Below are 20,528 nucleotides of genomic sequence, written 5' to 3' on the forward strand. Positions count from 1 at the left end.
ATTAAGCAAAGAAGTCGCGGATATGGCCAATAACAGTCTGCTGTTCTTCTTCTGTCATGTTGTAGAACATAGGTAAACGGACTAAACGCTCACTTTCTCGCGTTGTGAAAATATCTTCACCATCAAAGCGGCCAAACTTCATACCTGCTGGGCTGGTATGTAATGACACATAATGGAACACGGTTAAAACGCCGTGTTCTTTCATGTAGTCATTAAATGCGGTACGTTGCTCGATATCTTTCAGTTTGATATAGAACATGTGCGCATTGTGCTCTAAACCTTCAGGAACGATTGGAAGCGCTAATAGGCCTTTTTTCGCTAATGGCGTCAATGCATTATAGTAAATCTGCCAAAATGCTAAACGACGTTCATTAATTTTTTCAGCTTCTTCAAGTTGAGCCCATAAATAAGCCGCTTGTAAATCTGACATTAAGTAGCTAGAACCAATATCACGCCAAGTATATTTATCTACCTGACCACGGAAAAATTGGCTACGATTGGTACCTTTTTCACGGATAACTTCTGCGCGATTGATTAAATCAGGATCGTTAATCAGCGTTGCGCCACCCTCACCGCCTGATGAGTAGTTTTTAGTTTCATGGAAGCTATAGCAACCAATATGACCAATTGTGCCAAGAGCCTTACCCTTGTAAGTTGACATGACACCTTGTGCAGCATCTTCAATAACAAACAGATTATATTTTTTCGCAATCGCCATAATCGTATCCATTTCACACGCAACACCTGCGTAATGAACGGGAATAATAGCGCGGGTTTTCTCTGTAATTGCCGCTTCAATTTTTGTTTCATCAATATTCATAGTATCTGGACGAATATCAACGAAAACAATCGTTGCGCCACGTAATACAAACGCATTAGAGGTCGAAACAAAGGTAAAACTTGGCATAATGACTTCATCGCCAGGCTTGATATCTAATAAGATAGCAGCCATTTCAAGCGATGCTGTACAAGATGGTGTTAACAGCGTTTTATGACAATGAAATTGTTCTTCTAACCACTTTTCACATTTCTTTGTGAAATTGCCATCACCACAGAGCTTGCCACTTTCCATAGCTTGTTTCATATATTCTAATTCTGTGCCGACAACCGGTGGTTTATTAAACGGAATCATATTATCCCCTGTATAACCAATAAGTGGTGCTCTCTATTAAGCCCCCACTGTGTGTGTATAAACGCGAAGCTGCAATATTGCTGATCTGTGTTGCAACATATAAGGTCGAAACACCTTGTTGTTGACACCAAAACTTCGCGGCCGACATCAGTTGTTTACCAATGCCTTGTCCTATTCTGTTGGGCATTACCGCTAGTAATCCCACTCTTGCTTCATTTTCAGATAGACGGCGTAAAGTGACAAAACCACTTACATTATTTTCAGCATCATAAGTCAGTAAGCAGATATCATCGAATGTGCCTAACACCGCTTTTTTAACCCATAATGCATAAAAACGACTGCTATCACCTTCCTGATACCAAGGTGTTCTAAAACGACTTTGTACAAAAGCCTCTGAAGCCGTTGCCATCAATAAATAGATATCATCTTCATTGGCTTTTCTAAAACAATATTCAGTCGTTTTCTTACAAGCATTTTCTGTGCCAATTGAAAGTTTAAAATCAATTTCACCTTCCGCAAATTGAAAACCTAATTGGCTGAGTTTATCGATGAGAGAAAGCTTATGAGATGCGACTTTTGCTTGAACCACAGCAAAGGCATCAAGCTGTTCGTCTGTTAATGCGGGCGCTTGCGTATCAAACTCAAGACGCCCTGTTTTGAGGGAAAAATACTCACTTTCCCACTCAAGATAATTAATATTGGCGAGGACGGACATGTAATAAATCCAATAGATAGCGACCATAACCGGTTTTAGACAGTGATTTTGCGCTTTCTCTTACTTGATCATCACTGAGCCAACCATTACGCCAAGCAATCTCTTCAAGGCACGCCACTTTAAATCCTTGGCGTTTTTCAACAGTTTGAACAAAGGTACTGGCTTCAATTAAACTATCGTGAGTTCCGGTATCTAACCACGCAAAACCACGCCCCAGTAGTTCAACGCTAAGCTCACCACATTCAAGATACATCTGATTAATCGACGTAATTTCTAATTCACCACGAATCGAAGGTTTGACTCGTTTGGCAAAATCAACCACTCGGTTATCGTAGAAATACAGCCCCGTGACAGCCCAATTAGATTTAGGTTGTTCTGGTTTTTCTTCAATCGATAACACTTTAAAATCATCGTCAAATTCAACAACGCCAAATCGTTCGGGATCCATAACTTGATAACCAAAGACTGTTGCACCACGTTCACGTTGTGCTACTTGTTTCAGTTTTGGACTAAAACCTTGACCAAAATAGATATTATCGCCTAAAACTAAACAGCAATGATCATCACCAATAAATTCCTCACCCAAAATAAAGGCTTGGGCTAAGCCATCAGGAGATGGTTGAATTTTATATTGAAGATGAACACCAAATGCAGAACCATCACCCAATAAGCGCTGAAATGAGGTCATGTCATCTGGTGTTGTAATGATCAAAATATCTCGAATACCAGCAAGCATCAGAACTGAAAGCGGATAATAGATCATGGGTTTATCATAGATAGGCAATAATTGCTTCGATACCCCTTTGGTTATCGGATGCAGTCGTGTACCCGAGCCACCCGCTAAAATAATACCTTTCATCATTTATCCTTCTTTACTTAATCAGTTCCCAAGCCCTAGACGTTCACCTGCATAAGAGCCATCTAACACTCGTTTCCACCAAGTCTCGTTATTTAAATACCACAAAACAGTTTTACGAATGCCTGATTCAAATGTCTCTTCTGGTTTCCAGCCTAATTCAGCTTCAATTTTCGCTGCATCAATTGCATAGCGCAGGTCATGACCTGGTCTGTCTTTCACATAAGTGATGAGATCGACATACTGAGCAACACCTTCTGGTTTTGCTGGATATAACTCTTCTAACAGCGCACAAATCGTTTTAACAACATCAATATTGCGACGCTCATTGTGTCCACCAATATTGTAAGTTTTACCCGGTGTTGCTGTTGTTGCGACTAAATAGAGAGCACGAGCATGATCTTCAACATAGAGCCAATCACGGATCTGTTCACCTTTACCATAAACAGGTAATGGTTTTCCTGAAATCGCATTTAAGATAATTAATGGGATTAACTTTTCAGGAAAATGGTAAGGGCCGTAGTTATTTGAGCAGTTCGTGATCACAGTTGGTAAACCGTAAGTACGCAACCAAGCACGAACTAAATGGTCGCTTGAAGCTTTAGACGCAGAATATGGGCTACTTGGTGCATAAGGCGTAGTTTCAGTAAAGAAATCATCTGTGCCTTCTAAATCGCCATACACTTCATCTGTTGAGATATGGTGGAAACGAAATGCCGTTTTCTTCTCTTCAGGTAGCACTTGCCAAAAATGGCGAGCCGCTTCCAATAAGGTGTAAGTACCCACAATATTGGTTTCAATAAATGCAGCGGGGCCATCGATAGAACGGTCAACATGGCTTTCTGCCGCTAAATGCATAACAACATCTGGTTGATATTGAGCAAATAAGCGATCAAGCTCAGCTCTATCACAAATATCGACTTGCTCAAAGGCATAGCGTTCACTGTCAGCTACAGTTGCTAATGACTCTAAATTACCGGCATAAGTCAGTTTATCCACCACAACAACGCTGTCATTGGTGTTATCAATAATATGTCGAACAACAGCAGAGCCGATAAAACCGGCTCCACCTGTAACTAGAATGCGTTTCAACGCCATACTCCTTTAGTATCTACAATCCATTTTTGAGTGACTTTACTACCTGGGATCGCTTTAAACTGTTGATGATCAACTAACATTAAGACAATATCCGCATCTTTCAATGCTTGCTCTGTTGATACTAACTCTGTGATCCCTTTCAATTTTGTTGGTAATTCATGAATATTAGGTTCAACTGCGAATGTCGTACCACTATGCCAATCAGCGACTTGTTTAGTGATATTCATTGCTGGGCTTTCACGTAAGTCATCGATATTAGGCTTAAAGGCTAAACCAAAGCAGGCAATCTTAATTTCGTTTGCGCGTTTACCTGTTTCAGTAAGGCAATCAGCAACAGCGGCTTTAACTTGATCGATAACCCACACTGGTTTGCCATCATTGACCAAACGGGCAGTGTGAATTAAACGAGATTGTTTGGGATTTTGTGACACGATAAACCAAGGGTCAACAGCGATACAATGCCCGCCAACGCCAGGGCCTGGTTGTAAAATGTTGACGCGAGGGTGGCGGTTCGCCAAGCTAATTAGCTCCCACACATTGATATCTTGGTCAGCACAGATCAGTGATAATTCGTTAGCAAACGCAATATTAACATCACGGAAACTATTTTCAGTCAGCTTACACATTTCTGCGGTACGCGCATTAGTAATAACACATTCACCTTCAAGGAAGATTTTGTATAACTCGCTTGCACGCTCTGATGATTTACGATTCATACCACCCACAACACGGTCATTGCGGATAAGTTCAATCATCACTTGACCCGGTAATACACGCTCAGGGCAGTAAGCTACATCGATATCAGCATCTTCACCTTGTTGATGAGGGAATGTTAAGTCTGGACGAGCTTCCGCTAACCACTCAGCCATTTTTTCAGTAGAGCCAACTGGTGAGGTTGATTCTAGAATAATAAGATCACCTTTTTTCAATACAGGTGCAATAGAGCGTGCAGCTGCTTCAACATAAGCCAAATCAGGCTCATGCTCACCTTTAAATGGTGTAGGTACAGCAATAAGGTAAGCATCTGCTGGCTGTGGCGTGGTATAAGCTTTTAAATGCCCTTCTTCAACCGCTTGTTTAACTATCTTATCAAGATCAGGCTCAACAATGTGAATTTGACCTTTATTAATCGTATCAACGGCATGCTGATTAACATCAACACCGATGACGTTTTTTTTACGAGAGGCAAAAGCCGCCGCTGTAGGTAAACCAATGTAGCCGAGGCCGATAACAGAAATAGTTTCAAAACTCATAATGTCACCTGATTTTTTTTCAATGCTTCAAGAATACGTTGGCAGGCATGACCATCACCATAAGGATTTGTCGCCTTACTCATTTGGTGATACGCGTTTTCGTCTGTCAATAAAGAGGTTACTTCGCTAACAATACGTTTAGTATCTGTTCCCACTAAACGAACAGAGCCCGCTTCAACAGCTTCTGGGCGCTCCGTTGTGTCTCGCATTACAAGAACTGGCTTACCTAATGAAGGGGCTTCTTCTTGAATTCCACCAGAATCGGTCAAAATAAGGTAAGCATGATTCATTAAATAAACGAATGGGAGATAATCTTGTGGCTGTATTAATTTAATATTATCAATACCATGAAGGATACGTTGAACCGGTTCACTCACATTAGGATTTAAGTGAACAGGATAGACAACTTCTACATCTGGGTGTGCTAATGCAATTTCAGCTAAAGCTTGGCAGATACGTTCAAAACCACCACCAAAACTTTCTCGACGATGCCCTGTTACCAAAATCATTTTCTTGTCAGGCTGAATAAATGGATAATTTACAGCAAGCTCATTTAAGAGTGTTTGATTGCCCATCACTCTGTCACTTACCCAAAACAACGCATCAATTACCGTATTTCCTGTAACAAAAATATTTTTATCCGCAACCGCTTCTCGCACCAAATTTAATTTGGCAGTTTCTGTTGGTGCGAAGTGATACATTGCAAGATGCCCTGCAATAGTACGGTTTGCCTCTTCAGGCCAAGGGGAATAAAGATTGCCGGTACGTAACCCAGCTTCCACATGACCAACAGGAATTCGTTGATAAAATGCGGCTAAACTTGCTGCCATGGTCGTTGTTGTATCACCATGTACCAAAACAACATCAGGTTGAAATGACGCTAATACTGGTTTTAACCCTTCTAAAATACGACAGGTAATATCCGTTAAATCTTGTCCTGGTTTCATAATATTGAGATCATAATCTGGTTTGATCTCAAAAAGATTTAATACCTGATCAAGCATTTCTCGATGTTGGGCCGTAACACATACCTTCGCTTCAAACGAATCATCATTTGCTAAAGCGTGCACTAAAGGTGCCATTTTTATCGCTTCAGGGCGTGTGCCAAAAACAGTCAACACTTTCACAGTGGCTCTCTTTTTTTCATTGTTATATCGCTTATTTTTGGGAAAGCAATATGCCCTTATACTCAGTACATCAGGTGCCGAAACACCTGATGTCCCGTTATTGTCATCAATGACAAAATTTAATTATTATTTTTTTAATGAACTGCGTCTTACTAATGCAACACCTGCACCCGCTAAAACACCAATAGCGCCCCAAAGTACCATCATAAAGGCACGACGAGGACTATCACGTTTCACAGGATCTTCAGGGGTACGTAGAAAGCGGTAAGTTTGGAAGTTATCTTGTAATTTTGCGCCCACAGCTAGGGTCGCTAACATTGCCGTATTTTGATCATAATCACTATCAAAATCAGCACCTGTTGCCACTAAAGTTTCTAGCTGTGATTGTAACAGAGGAACACCTAACAGAAACAATTTAGAATCTGGTAACTCATCAATCGCAATCGATGTTTGTTTTTGAGAAATACCTTGTTTCTCAGCCACTTTAATTGATTGCTCTAATAAGTTAACTTGGCGTTGATACGCAGATTGAGCCGCCATTTCTTGACGTTTAACCAACGCTTTCATTGATTGAGTTCTAGTTGCCCAAGCTGTTATCACTTCATCATTAAGATGGGTAGATGCTCTCTTATTAGCAAAAGCAATATACTCATTTAATAATTGACTCGCTTCTTTTGATGTTTCCGCAATGAGTTTCAGTTGATCATTAACTAATTTTTTCTCATCAGCAGGCGTAAATTGAATATTGTTAATTAACTCATCCAATAACGCAGCATTGGCCTGTTCATCACTCTCTTTGCGCTGTTTGAAATAATCCGTTTGCAACCAAAACTCACGACGTGTATCAAACGCCGCGATTTGAGTAATAAACTCTTGATAAGCTTCATCTGAAATAGTTAAAGCTGAGGTTTGTGCTGCAGGATTAATCTGTGTATCAAGATTGCGCAAGAACTGAGATTGCGAATAATAACTGCCTAAGTTATTAATCGTTGGTTTCTCTGTCATTGCGATTGCGCTCCATTTAGGTTGCATCAAATAAGATGCACCGAGTGCAATCACTGCAAAAAGCAGAGCGAACCCTATAATCCAGCTTTTGCCTGACCAAAGTGCACAAAAAAGACCTCGAATATCGAGTTCATTATCTGGCTGTTCACCCTGTCGGGAGGCGTTATTTTCCGAGTTCATCACGTTAAAAAACCTCTGCTTATATTAATGCTGTTGTGTTGCTCTACGTAAGCGACGCTTATGTCGTTTAATAAAACGAGCGACTCGCCACGCGCGTTTAATGCAATAACCATACATAACAAATGCAAGCAAGAATAATGCCAACATAAACCATTCAGGGACAAATGATAGGTTTTGACCGATAATACCAATCGCGGCTAATAGCGCAGCAGCCACAGTAATTAAAATAAAGGCTTGGCGAGAGGTAAAACCTGCACGCATGATCAAATGGTGAATGTGTTGACGGTCTGGAGAGAAAGGACTCATCCCTTTGCGTAAACGACGGTACATAATTGCCACCATATCCATAAGTGGAATAGCAATTATCCATAATGCAGTTACAGCCTTAACAGGGCGAGGCTGAGTTTGTGTTGATGCGACCAATAACCAAATAATGGTAAATCCAATCAGTGTACTTCCCGCATCTCCCATAAAGACTTTGAATTTTTTACCGCAGACCCCTAAGTTTAGAAGGATATAAGGTAAAATTGCCGCAATAAATGAGAAGCACCAGAATGCGAGAGCTGAATTACCGCCTTGATATAATAAAATACCAAGCGCACCAAAAGAGACACAAGAAAGTCCACCTAATAACCCATCAATACCATCAACCATATTAAAGGCATTGATTGCTGCCCAAACAGCGAAAAGTGTAACAATATAGCCAAAAGGCCCTAAATGCATTTCCCAAGGACCAAAAGCATGACCCAGAGTGTCAAGTTTTAATCCTGCACCCACCATCATCACGATCCCAACAAAAGCTTGGATTGTTGCTCTAATTTTGACGCTAATATCGAAGCGATCATCTAATGCGCCGATAAAAACAAGAAGTCCCGCACATGCCAGATACAATTCCTTATGAGGAATATAAATATCTGAAATATAAAATGCGAAAACAATACCAAAATAGACTGATATTCCTCCGACTAGAGGGATCAATCCATGATGTTTCTTACGATAATTCGGTTTATCCACGAGTCCAATTTTCTTTGCAATTTTACGAGCCAAGAATAAAAATGCGAAAGAAAATAAGAACACATAAAAAACGCTTGTGCTCATTTTTAGTATATCCACAGTACGGTTCTCTATAATAAATATAGCTGGTTATTTTACGCTTCCATGTGTTTTTATTCTTTTTTCCAGCCTCACCTCGACGAGTTTATTCAAAACCCACCACCCTTCATCAATTATAAGTTTTCCTTAACTATTTTTATTGATGCCATCGCTATTTTTATCAATTACCAAAACATGCAATATATATACCAACATCCGACTAAAATATTGCAATCTAAAATTGAATTACACCCATAAAAAAAACAAAAAACGCCACAAACTATTGTGGCGTTTCATCATATCGTCATTCTTACAAAGTAAACGAGCTTAACAGCATATAAATTGAGGTGATATTACTTATTCTGTAACAGAGCACACTATTTTAATATTTTAATCCTATTCTCAGCTCATATCACTTTGTTAATACACTTTATGAACGTTTCATAAAGTCGAAGAATTCTTCATTTGTCTTAGTCATTGCTAACTTATTAATGAGGAATTCCATTGCGTCAATCTCACCCATTGGATGAATAATTTTACGCAAGATCCACATTTTTTGTAGCTCATCTTGAGACGTCAGTAACTCTTCTTTACGTGTACCAGAACGATTGTAATCAATCGCAGGGAAAACACGTTTTTCAGCAATTTTACGAGACAGGTGTAATTCCATATTACCTGTACCCTTAAATTCTTCGTAGATAACTTCGTCCATCTTAGAACCCGTATCGACTAATGCTGTTGCAATGATAGTCAAGCTACCACCTTCTTCAACATTACGAGCCGCACCGAAGAAACGTTTAGGACGATGTAATGCGTTTGCATCCACACCACCAGTTAACACTTTACCTGATGAAGGAACAACAGTGTTATAAGCACGCGCTAAACGTGTGATGGAGTCTAACAGGATGATAACGTCTTTTTTATGCTCAACTAGGCGCTTCGCTTTTTCAATCACCATTTCTGCAACTTGTACGTGACGAGAAGCTGGTTCATCAAAGGTTGAAGCAATAACTTCACCTTTTACTAAGCGTTGCATTTCTGTCACTTCTTCTGGGCGTTCATCAATCAGAAGTACCATTAATACGCAATCAGGGTAGTTATGAGCAATATTTGCTGCAATGTTTTGCAGCAACATGGTTTTACCTGCTTTTGGTGGAGCAACAATAAGACCACGTTGACCACGGCCAATTGGCGCCGCTAAGTCAAGAACACGCGCGGTTAAGTCTTCTGTTGAGCCATTACCACGTTCCATGCGTAAACGATTATTAGCATGTAAAGGTGTTAAGTTTTCAAAGAGAATTTTACTGCGGGCATTTTCTGGTTTATCAAAGTTAACTTCATTAACTTTTAGGAGGGCAAAATAACGTTCACCTTCTTTAGGAGGACGAATTTTCCCTGCGATGGTGTCACCAGTGCGGAGGTTAAAACGGCGAATTTGACTTGGAGAAACGTAGATATCATCGGGACCAGCAAGGTAGGAACTGTCTGCGGAACGTAGGAAGCCGAAGCCATCCTGCAATATTTCCAGCACACCGTCACCGAAAATATCTTCTCCACTTTTCGCGTGTTGCTTCAAGATAGAGAAAATAATGTCTTGCTTTCTCATTCGAGCCAGATTCTCTAGCCCCATATTTTCGCCAAGTGCTATCAGTTCTGATACCGGCGTATTTTTTAATTCGGTAAGATTCATAATGGTGGGTTCTTAATAACTCGGGGTAACTCTCGAACTATGAACGTGAATAGTATAACAGCGAATCGCTGTCAGTTTCGTCATGTGTAAAATTACAGATTATAACTTTCTAACATAAGGGTATAACTAAAATGATAATGTTAGAGAGTGTTAATACAATTAGACCAGTCTGCTTTATCCCAGAGAAGTGACATTCATTTTCGCGATACATGAGTGTACTTTCAACTTATGGGTTAGGAACATATTTTGGAAAAATTTATATCCCTTGAATACTATAGATTATTCTAAGGCAACTTGACTGGTTAGATGAATTCAGATTACTTATATTAAATATCATATTAGATTAAATATCATATCATGTTATTCAATTCTATTACTTTGTACGCTTGATATTCAATATCTCAGACTTATTTAATCGTATCTAATCATATTGGCAAGTAGATCCGATATATTATGTAAGTAAGTGGCGCTAACTTATCATGCTTCGAAGCGGACGTCTAGCGGTCAATAACAGAAATACTGACAAGGTCTAAACGTCCTACTTTATTTTTGATATCTAAATCAAATTAGATATTTTCGTCTAAAAACTCTTTCAGTTGAGTTTTTGACAATGCGCCTACTTTAGTCGCAGCAACTGCACCGTTTTTGAATAAAATCAGTGTAGGAATGCCACGAATACCGTATTTTGGTGCTGTCAGCGGGTTTTGATCGATGTTTAGCTTCGCAACTGTTAATTTACCAGCGTATTCTGTTGCAACTTCATCTAGAATAGGAGCAATCATTTTACATGGGCCACACCATTCAGCCCAGAAATCAACGAGCACAGGGCCGGTTGCATTTAATACATCAGCATCGAATTTGCTGTCAGATAAGTGAAGGATTTTATCGCTCATTGTTCTACTCCAAAGAATAATATTGACCGTACCAGTGTAACATTAAATAACAAAAGTCTGTCTGCATTTCAGCGGATAAACTTTTGTAATGCAACCCATAACTGATATTCTATTACATTATGAGCAAAACATATTTGACAGAAAAGAAGTTTTCCGACTTCGCCTTGCATCCAAAAGTGATAGAAGCCCTTGAGAAAAAAGGGTTCTCTAATTGTACACAAATTCAGGCATTGACGTTACCTATCACTGTGAAAGGTCAAGACATTGCCGGGCAAGCCCAAACAGGAACAGGCAAAACGTTGGCGTTTTTAACTTCAACGTTTCATTATCTTTTAACGCACCCTGCTAAAGAAGGGCATGAAACCAATCAACCTCGTGCACTTATTATGGCGCCAACACGCGAATTAGCTGTGCAGATCTATTCTGATGCTAAAGAGCTTGCGCAAAATACAGGGATTAAAATGGGTCTCGCCTACGGTGGCGATGGCTATGACGAACAACTCAAAGTATTAAATAATGGTGTCGATATTGTTATTGGCACAACAGGTCGTTTAATTGACTACGTTAAGCAAGGCCATATTAACCTTAACGCAATCCAAGTTGTGGTACTTGATGAAGCTGACAGAATGTACGATCTCGGTTTTATTAAAGATATTCGTTGGATTTTCCGTCGTATGCCAGTTGCGGCTGAGCGTATGAATATGCTGTTCTCTGCAACACTTTCTTACCGTGTAAGAGAACTAGCTTTTGAGCAGATGAATAATCCAGAGTATGTTGAAGTTGAACCTGAACAAAAAACAGGTTTTAGTATAAAAGAAGAACTCTTTTATCCTTCAAATGAAGAAAAAATGCGTCTTCTTCAAACATTGATTGAAGAAGAATGGCCAGATCGCTGTATCATTTTTGCTAATACAAAACATCGTTGTGACGACATTTGGGCGCACCTTGCTGCAGATGGGCACCGCGTTGGTTTATTAACCGGTGATGTTCCACAGAAAAAACGTCTACGCATTTTAGAAGATTTTACCCAAGGTAATATTGATATTCTGGTTGCTACTGACGTTGCCGCTAGAGGCCTTCATATTCCATCAGTAACACATGTTTTTAACTATGATTTACCTGATGACTGTGAAGACTATGTTCACCGTATTGGTAGAACAGGGCGCGCTGGAAATAGTGGTAACTCAATCAGCCTTGCATGTGAAGAATATGCGCTGAATTTACCTGCTATTGAGACCTATATTCAACATGCTATTCCCGTGAGTAAATATAATAGTGATGCGTTATTAGCTGATCTGCCTGAGCCCAAACGCCGTCACCGTCCTCGCCAAGGTCAGCCTCGTCGCAACAATGCGCCGGCGCGAAATAACAGAGGAAATAATACTCAACGTAACAACCGAAATAAACGCCCGAGTCATCCATAAATTATGCTGAAATCCTCATCACTTTATGCCGCTATTGATTTAGGTTCTAACAGTTTTCATATGTTAGTCGTTCGAGAAATCGCGGGCTCTATACAAGTCCTTTCCCGCGTGAAACGTAAAGTTCGACTCGCTGCTGGCCTAAACAGTGAAAATAAATTGTCAGAGCAGGCAATGGAACGCGGTTGGCAATGTTTACGACTTTTTTCTGAATATCTACGTGATATTCCGGCTGAACAAATCAGAGTCGTAGCAACAGCCACATTACGTATTGCTAAAAATGCAGATATTTTTGTCGCAAAAGCGTCTGAAATATTGGGCAATACTGTTCATGTTATTAGTGGTGAGGAAGAAGCACGCCTTATCTATCGTGGCGTTGCACATACTACAGGTGGTGCAGAGCAACGTTTAGTCGTCGATATTGGTGGTGGCAGCACAGAACTGGTTACAGGTACTGGTGCTAAAACAACGCAATTAATGAGCTTAAGTATGGGCTGTGTAACTTGGTTAGAGCGCTATTTTACTGACCGTTCTCTAACTCAAGAAAATTTTGCTAAAGCACAAGACGCAGCCAAAGCGATACTCGCCCCAGTGGCAGATAAATTAATTGGGCAAGGCTGGCAAGTGTGTGTAGGTGCCTCTGGTACTGTACAAGCGTTGCAAGAGATCATGATTGCTCAGGGTATGGATGAATTAATCACCTTACCTAAGCTTGAGCGACTCAAACATAAAGCCATTGAGTGTGGAAAACTAGAAGAGCTGGAAATTGAAGGGCTTACTTTTGAACGAGCCTTAGTGTTTCCAAGTGGGCTTGCTATCTTAATCGCCATATTTGAAACACTGCATATCGACAATATGATCTTAGCAGGTGGTGCATTACGAGAAGGCTTAGTCTACGGAATGTTACATCTTCCTATTGAGCAAGATATCCGCCAACGTACTCTTCGTAATGTCCAACGTCGGTTTCAGATTGATATTGAGCAAGCACACCGAGTTCAACAACTTGCAGAACACTTTTTTATCCAAGTCAGCAAGAGTTGGCAGTTAGATAATCGTTGCCGTGAGTTGCTCAACAGCGCCAGTGCATTACATGAAATTGGCCTTAGTGTTGATTTTCGCCAAGCACCTTCACATGCAAGCTATCTGATCTCTCATCTTGATTTGCCGGGATACACACCTGCACAACGACGTTTATTGGCATCTTTGCTAAAAAACCAAACAGGGATCATCGATCTTGCGCCCCTAAATCATCAAAATGCACTACCGATAACTCAAGCCAATCGACTGGTGCGTTTACTGCGATTAGCCATCATTTTTGCTAGTCGCCGCCGTGATGATACTCTCCCAGCATTACGATTACGTACTGAAGATGAGAAACTCATTATTACGCTGCCATATCAATGGCTTAATGAGCATCCATTACGGGCTGAAAACCTCCAAGAAGAGATCCAATTTCAGAGTTATGTCCATTGGTCTTTAATGATTGAAGAACAAAACAGCTCTCGTATAAGTTAATTTTTTGCTTATACAAAAATAAAAACCCCTTGAACATCAATATGCCAAGGGGTTCATTTTATCTACCAAACCTTATACTATTCGGGTTTGTGTCTTGCCAGCATAGCCCTTAATCCCGCAACACCTTTTTGCCCTTTCTCTTGTTTTTCTTCAGCACTTAACACTTTCTTTTTATTAGTATCCCAATTCAAATCATCTTGAGGTAACTCATAAAGAAAACGGCTTGGGTCGGGTTTAATTAATTCGCCATATTGACGCCTTTCTTTACATAACGTAAAAGTGAGTGTTTTTTGTGCTCGAGTAATACCCACATAAGCAAGACGCCTTTCTTCTTCTACATTATCTTCATCAATACTACTTTGGTGTGGCAATATGCCCTCTTCCATTCCTACTAAAAATACATGAGGAAACTCAAGACCTTTAGAGGCATGTAATGTCATTAATTGAACTTGATCTAACTCTTCTTCTGTTTCTCCTCGCTCCATCATATCGCGCAAGGTAAAACGGTTAACAACTTGAGAAATCGTCATAGGTTCATGTAATTCATCACCTTCTAGCATTTCGCTCATCCATAAAAACAGCTGATTAACATTTTTCATTCTCATTTCAGCCGCTTTTGCGCTACTTGAGGTTTCATATAACCAACTTTCATAATCCATTTCATGCAATAAATCACGTACAGCTAACAGCGGCTCTCGTTCTGATTTTTGCACTATACGTGACATCCATTGAGAGAATGCTTGTAATGAATTGAAGCCTCGACCTGTTAATGTTTGACCTAATCCCAAATCAAAACAGGCATTGTATAAGCTCTTATCTCGAACTTTTGCCCACTCACCTAACTTTTGGATCGTCATAGGGCCGATTTCACGACGAGGCTTATTCACAATACGTAAAAATGCCGCATCATCATCAGGATTGGTAATCACTCGCAAATAGGCCAGAATATCTTTTATCTCTTCCCTTGAGAAAAAAGAGGTTTCACCTGAAATACGATAAGGAATACGGTTTTGCATTAAGTATTTTTCAAAAATACGAGACTGATGATTGCCACGATAAAGGATCGCGTAATCCTTATAATTGGTTTTATTAATAAAGTGATGAGCAATTAATTCACCAGCCACACGTTCTGCTTCATGCTCTTCATTATTAGCTGTTAAAACCCGTAGTTCATCACCATAACCTAATTCTGAAAATAACCGTTTTTCAAAAACATGGGGATTATTTTCAATCAAGATATTCGCTGATTTTAGAATACGCCCAGAAGAACGATAATTTTGCTCAAGCTTAATCACATTAAGTTGTGGAAAATCTTTTTGTAATAGCACTAAATTTTGAGGTCGAGCACCACGCCATGAATAGATTGATTGGTCATCATCGCCTACAACCGTAAAACGAGCTCTTTCACCGACCAGCCATTTGACCAATTCATATTGGCTTGTATTTGTATCTTGATATTCATCCACCAGCAAATAACGGATACGTCTTTGCCAGCGCTCTCTGACTTCTTCATTTGTACGTAATAACAGAGTTGGTCGGCTAATTAGGTCATCAAAGTCGAGTACATTACAACTACGCAGATGTTGCTCATAACGTCGAAAACATTCGGCAAATGTATGATCTTGTTGCGATCTCGCCATTCCTATTGCTTGATCTGGCGTGAGCATGTCATTTTTCCAATTAGAAATTTGGCTCTTTAATTGAGAAAGTAAATCTTTATCTTCTTCTAATAAATCAGCAGTTAATTCTTTAAGTAATGCAGATTGGTCTTGATCATCAAACAATGAAAATTTAGCTTTAATACCTAACGCTTTATATTCGCGTTTAATAATTTCTAATCCCAATGTATGGAACGTTGAGATCATTAATCCTTTCGCTTCTTGGCGACCTAAGGTTTGAGCAACTCGCTCTTTCATTTCACGCGCAGCTTTATTGGTAAATGTAACCGCTGCAATTTGCTTTGCTGGATATTGGCATTGACGAATGAGGTGTGCAATTTTATTGGTAATAACCCGTGTTTTACCCGATCCTGCACCTGCCAAGACCAAACAAGGGCCTGACACATATTCTACTGCTTTTTGTTGACCAGGATTTAATCGCATACTTTTTCCAAACTTCATTAACCAAGAACATAACGGGGGACAATTGTAGCAGAAAGCGATCAAAGTCTTGAGTATTCCCTCTTTCAATTTTTCTCACACTATAAAAACAAAAAACCGTACTCCATTAAGAAATACGGTTTTCAATAAAATTTAATCTTCACTTTTCGCTTATTTTTCTAAGCTCTTTGCATGAGAAGATAGCAAAAACTTAACCTTCACTTTTCACTTATTTTTCTAAGCTATTTACGTGAGAAGAAGGCAGCAAAAGAGGTTATCCCAAGGAGCATACATTAGTATGTGACTTGGTTAACCGAGTGTAGCCAACGCACTTATCGCGTAAAGAGCGACGAAAAATTAGTTGGCAACAGCAATCTTCTTCATATCCGTCATATACCCACGCAACGTTTTACCTACGGCTTCAATTGGGTGCTGACGAATTGCTTCATTGATATCACGTAATTGTGCGTTATCTGTTCCATTATCTTGAACTTTCTTCGCTAAATCGCCAGATTGCAATGTTGTCATAAACTCTTTCAACATAGGAACAACCGCAAATGAGAACAGGTAATTACCATATTCAGCAGTATCAGAGATAACCACATTCATTTCATATAAACGCTTACGAGCAATGGTATTTGCAATTAATGGCAACTCATGCAGCGATTCATAATAAGCTGACTCTGCAAAGATCCCTGCTTCAATCATGGTATCAAAAGCTAATTCAACACCAGCTTTAACCATTGCAACCATTAATACACCGTGATCAAAATACTCTTGCTCACTGATTTTACCCTCATATTCAGGATAATTTTCAAATGCACTTGCTCCGGTCTCTTCACGCCATGTCAGCAAGTTTTTATCATCATTTGCCCAATCAGCCATCATAGTTTCAGAGAATTTACCTGAAATGATATCGTCCATATGTTTTGCAAACAGTGGAGCCATGATCTCTTTCAGTTGCTCTGATAATGCGTAAGCACGCATTTTTGCAGGATTAGATAATCTGTCCATCATCAAGGTGATACCACCCTGCTTCAGTGCTTCTGTAATCGTTTCCCAACCAAATTGCAGCAACTTACCTGCATATCCCGGCTCAACGCCATCAGCAACCATCTTGTCGTAACATAACAGCGAGCCAGCTTGTAACATACCGCACAGAATAGTTTGCTCACCCATTAAGTCTGATTTTACTTCTGCAACGAAAGAGGATTCTAAAACACCCGCACGATGACCACCTGTTGCAGCAGCCCATGCTTTCGCAATGGCCATACCTTCACCTTTTGCATCATTTTCAGGGTGAACTGCAATCAGTGTTGGAACACCAAAACCACGCTTATATTCTTCACGAACTTCAGTACCTGGACATTTTGGTGCAACCATAACAACGGTGATGTCATCACGGATCTTTTCGCCAACTTCAACAATATTAAAACCATGAGAGTAACCTAATGCTGCACCTGATTTCATCAACGGTTGAACAGCTTGAACAACAGCAGAGTGCTGTTTGTCTGGCGTTAAGTTAACAACTAAATCAGCTTGAGGGATCAACGTTTCATAGGTTCCAACTTCAAAACCGTTTTCGGTTGCACGACGCCATGATGCACGTTTTTCATCAATCGCCTCTTGGCGTAAGGCATACGCGATATTCAAACCTGAATCACGCATATTTAAACCTTGGTTAAGACCTTGAGCACCACAACCAACAATAACGACTTTTTTGCCTTTCAGGTAATTTGCTTCATCAGCAAATTCTTCACGTGACATAAAGCGACATTTACCTAATTGCGATAACTGCTGACGCAGATTCAATGTATTAAAATAATTTGTCATAAAAGACTCCAAAATCGTTGTGTATGTGTTTGCTATTATTATCCTCACATTCAGTGAGGTGTTGCATGACTTTACTATATGGGATGAAAGCCATTGCTTAAATTGATATATTTACAAGACAGTGTTGCAAAAAATGCAACGTTCTTTTTTATCACCTAAGGTGGCTGGCAATGGATATTCGTGATCTCAAACTCTTCCTGCATTTAGCTGAAAGTTGTCACTTCAGCAAGACAGCACAAGCGATGCACGTCAGCCCTTCTACGCTCTCTCGTCAAATTCAACGTCTTGAAGAAAGCTTAGGCCACCCTCTGTTTTTACGTGATAACCGACAGGTGACTCTCACCGATGCGGGCGAACAGCTAAAACGCTATGCTCAACAAACCTTATTGCAATATAAGCAACTTAAGCACACGCTAAATCAAAATAGCCCCAGCCTTTCTGGTGAGCTACGACTGTTTTGTTCTGTAACAGCGGCTTACAGCCATTTGCCACCTATTCTTGACCGTTTTCGTGCAGAAAATCCATTAGTTGAAATAAAGCTCACCACAGGAGATGCGGCGGATGCGGTCGATAAAGTGCAATCTGATGAAGCTGATTTAGGTATTGCAGGAAAACCTGAAAAGCTTCCTGAAAATATCTGCTTTGAAAAAATAGGTGAAATTCCATTAGTTTTGATTGCACCGGCATTACCTTGCAATGTTCGCCATCTTGCAACACAAGAAAAACCCGATTGGCTCAATATTCCATTTATCATTCCTGAGCATGGCCCGTCACGACAACGAATTGCGTTATGGTTTAAACGCCACCGTATCCATAATCCTTTAATTTATGCGACTGTTTCAGGGCATGAAGCAATTGTCTCAATGGTTGCGTTAGGTTGTGGTATTGCACTTATCCCACAAGTTGTCGTTGATAACTGCCCTGAACCCGTTCGTAATCGCATCTCTTCATTGGATAATATTTCAATGGTAGAACCTTTCGAATTAGGCGTTTGCGGATTACACAAACGCCTTCAAGAGCCTGTGATCAGTGCTTTTTGGCGATTACTCCACGACTAAACTTGTCGTTTGTGGTGACAGAAATAGCTGAAAAGAAGGATTTCCTGTCTCATCATGATATTCATAACCTAATGCATCTAAATGTCGCTCGAAACGCCCTTCTGTTTCGGGCAGTTCAAATGCCACCAGCACACGCCCATAATCAGTACCATGACTACGATAGTGGAATAACGTGATATTCCAATAAGTCCCTAATGTTTTTAAAAACTTCATTAAAGCGCCCGGTGATTCAGGAAACTCAAAACTAAATAAACGCTCTTTAAGCGGTTTATTAGGACGACCCCCGACCATATAACGCACATGAAGTTTTGCCATTTCATCATCAGACAAATCAGCCACTTGATAACCAGCAGTCGTAAGTTCACGCAAAATTTCCTTACGCTCTGCAAGTCCTTGGCTTAAACGTACACCAACAAAAATACGTGCATTTTCAGGATCAGCATCGCTATAACGATAATTAAATTCAGTGACAACACGTTGACCTAAGATCTGACAGAAACGTAAAAAACTGCCTTTTTGTTCAGGGATTGTCACAGCAAGTAATGCTTCGCGTTTTTCACCTAATTCACAGCGTTCAGAGACATAACGTAGTCCATGAAAATTCACATTTGCACCAGAAAGCACATGCGCTAGACGCTCACCTTTGATCTGGTGCTCTTTGACGTATTTTTTAAGCCCAGCCAATGCCAATGCGCCTGAAGGCTCTGCAATTGCACGTACATCTTCAAATAAATCTTTTACTGCGGCACAAATTTCATCGCTATCAACAGTTATTACATCATCAACATATTTTTGGCATAGACGAAAAGTTTCATCACCAATACGCTTAACGGCAACACCTTCTGCAAATAAGCCTACTCGAGCTAATTCGACAGGGTGTCCTGCCTCTAATGCGGCTTTTAAACATGCGGCATCTTCAGCTTCAACACCAATAACTTTAATTTCTGGCATAAGCTGTTTAATTAATACCGCCACCCCAGCAATTAAACCACCCCCACCAACTGGTACGAAAATACGATCAAGATGAACATCTTGTTGTAAGAGTTCCATTGCCAGTGTTGCCTGTCCTGCAATGACAGCAGGATGATCAAAAGGTGGAACAAAGGTGTATCCCATCTCTTCAGACAGCGCGATAGCTTTCGCTTTTGCTTCATCAAAGTTGGCTCCATAAAGCAATGCCTCTCCACCAAATTGGCGAACAGCATCAACTTTAATATCCGCCGTTGCTACTGGCATCACGATTAATGCTTTTACACCCATTCGATTCGCTGACAGCGCAACACCTTGAGCGTGGTTACCCGCAGAAGCCGTCACTACACCTTTCACTTTTTGTTCAGGAGTCAGCCCTGCAATCATGGTATAAGCACCACGTAATTTAAAGCTATGAACAGGCTGTCGGTCTTCACGTTTAACTAAAATTGTATTTTCTAAACGCTCAGAGATTTTTATCATTTCTTGGAGCGGAGTGACTATTGCGGCTTCATAAACCGGTGCGCTCAGCGCCGCTTTTAAATATTCAGCGCTACTTGGCGCTGAATTTAAAGGTCTAAAGGCAGCCATT

General features: G+C 40.2%; 16 protein-coding genes. 3 read left to right on the forward strand and 13 right to left on the reverse strand.

Features of this window, described 5'->3' with window-relative positions; genetic code table 11:
- Nucleotide 1: 1 nt before the first annotated feature.
- The 10 genes from rffA to trxA form a co-directional block, all read right to left on the reverse strand.
- Entirely contained in the window at nt 2-1,132 is a 1,131-nt protein-coding gene (gene rffA / locus DK857_RS08860; protein WP_109401999.1) for a dTDP-4-amino-4,6-dideoxygalactose transaminase, read from the reverse strand.
- A gap of 1 nt (nt 1,133) precedes the next feature.
- Entirely contained in the window at nt 1,134-1,847 is a 714-nt protein-coding gene (gene rffC / locus DK857_RS08865; RefSeq protein ID WP_109402000.1) for a dTDP-4-amino-4,6-dideoxy-D-galactose acyltransferase, read from the reverse strand.
- Complete coding sequence (gene rfbA, locus DK857_RS08870; protein ID WP_109395463.1) at nt 1,825-2,706, reverse strand: glucose-1-phosphate thymidylyltransferase RfbA; 882 nt, start codon at nt 2,704-2,706, stop codon at nt 1,825-1,827. The genes rffC and rfbA overlap by 23 nt, the downstream gene beginning before the upstream one ends.
- A 21-nt stretch (nt 2,707-2,727) precedes the next feature.
- On the reverse strand, nt 2,728-3,795 hold the full coding sequence (gene rffG, locus DK857_RS08875; RefSeq protein WP_098944023.1) for a dTDP-glucose 4,6-dehydratase: 1,068 nt from the start codon (nt 3,793-3,795) through the stop codon (nt 2,728-2,730).
- A complete protein-coding gene (gene wecC, locus DK857_RS08880; RefSeq protein ID WP_109402001.1) occupies nt 3,792-5,054 on the reverse strand; it encodes a UDP-N-acetyl-D-mannosamine dehydrogenase in 1,263 nt (420 codons plus the stop codon). Before wecC ends, rffG begins: the two co-directional genes overlap by 4 nt.
- Nucleotides 5,051-6,181 carry a non-hydrolyzing UDP-N-acetylglucosamine 2-epimerase gene (wecB, locus tag DK857_RS08885; RefSeq protein WP_069369918.1) on the reverse strand — a complete coding sequence of 377 codons (1,131 nt, stop codon included), beginning with the start codon at nt 6,179-6,181 and terminating at the stop codon, nt 5,051-5,053. Before wecB ends, wecC begins: the two co-directional genes overlap by 4 nt.
- A 126-nt stretch (nt 6,182-6,307) precedes the next feature.
- On the reverse strand, nt 6,308-7,366 hold the full coding sequence (gene wzzE / locus DK857_RS08890; RefSeq protein WP_109395465.1) for an ECA polysaccharide chain length modulation protein: 1,059 nt from the start codon (nt 7,364-7,366) through the stop codon (nt 6,308-6,310).
- Nucleotides 7,367-7,390: 24 nt separating this feature from the next.
- Nucleotides 7,391-8,479 (reverse strand): UDP-N-acetylglucosamine--undecaprenyl-phosphate N-acetylglucosaminephosphotransferase, encoded by a 1,089-nt coding sequence (wecA, locus tag DK857_RS08895; protein WP_036939595.1) that lies wholly within the window; start codon nt 8,477-8,479, stop codon nt 7,391-7,393.
- A gap of 409 nt (nt 8,480-8,888) precedes the next feature.
- A complete protein-coding gene (rho, locus tag DK857_RS08900) occupies nt 8,889-10,148 on the reverse strand; it encodes a transcription termination factor Rho (RefSeq protein ID WP_023583649.1) in 1,260 nt (419 codons plus the stop codon).
- Nucleotides 10,149-10,714: 566 nt separating this feature from the next.
- Complete coding sequence (gene trxA, locus DK857_RS08905) at nt 10,715-11,041, reverse strand: thioredoxin TrxA (RefSeq protein ID WP_006535838.1); 327 nt, start codon at nt 11,039-11,041, stop codon at nt 10,715-10,717.
- Between the two features lie 119 nt (nt 11,042-11,160).
- On the opposite strand from trxA, the gene rhlB reads away from it, so the two are divergent.
- Complete coding sequence (gene rhlB, locus DK857_RS08910; RefSeq protein WP_109395466.1) at nt 11,161-12,465, forward strand: ATP-dependent RNA helicase RhlB; 1,305 nt, start codon at nt 11,161-11,163, stop codon at nt 12,463-12,465.
- Nucleotides 12,466-12,468: 3 nt separating this feature from the next.
- Entirely contained in the window at nt 12,469-13,977 is a 1,509-nt protein-coding gene (gppA, locus tag DK857_RS08915; RefSeq protein WP_109395467.1) for a guanosine-5'-triphosphate,3'-diphosphate diphosphatase, read from the forward strand.
- 77 nt (nt 13,978-14,054) lie between these two features.
- Here the strand turns inward: gppA and rep are convergent, their stop codons facing one another.
- Together rep and ilvC are read right to left on the reverse strand one after the other, a co-directional pair.
- Nucleotides 14,055-16,079: a DNA helicase Rep gene (gene rep, locus DK857_RS08920; protein ID WP_109395468.1), complete on the reverse strand. Its 2,025-nt coding sequence runs from the start codon at nt 16,077-16,079 to the stop codon at nt 14,055-14,057.
- 354 nt (nt 16,080-16,433) lie between these two features.
- Nucleotides 16,434-17,909, reverse strand: coding sequence for a ketol-acid reductoisomerase (gene ilvC, locus DK857_RS08925; RefSeq protein ID WP_109402002.1), 1,476 nt, complete (start codon nt 17,907-17,909; stop codon nt 16,434-16,436).
- Nucleotides 17,910-18,079: 170 nt separating this feature from the next.
- On the opposite strand from ilvC, the gene ilvY reads away from it, so the two are divergent.
- Nucleotides 18,080-18,967, forward strand: a complete 888-nt coding sequence (gene ilvY / locus DK857_RS08930) for an HTH-type transcriptional activator IlvY (RefSeq protein ID WP_109395470.1) — start codon at nt 18,080-18,082, stop codon at nt 18,965-18,967.
- On the opposite strand, the gene ilvA is transcribed toward ilvY, so the two are convergent.
- On the reverse strand, nt 18,953-20,527 hold the full coding sequence (gene ilvA, locus DK857_RS08935) for a threonine ammonia-lyase, biosynthetic (protein WP_109395471.1): 1,575 nt from the start codon (nt 20,525-20,527) through the stop codon (nt 18,953-18,955). The genes ilvY and ilvA overlap by 15 nt on opposite strands.
- Nucleotide 20,528 lies beyond the last annotated feature (1 nt).

The sequence above is a fragment of the Proteus terrae genome, assembly GCF_003144325.1.
GTDB lineage: Bacteria > Pseudomonadota > Gammaproteobacteria > Enterobacterales > Enterobacteriaceae > Proteus > Proteus terrae.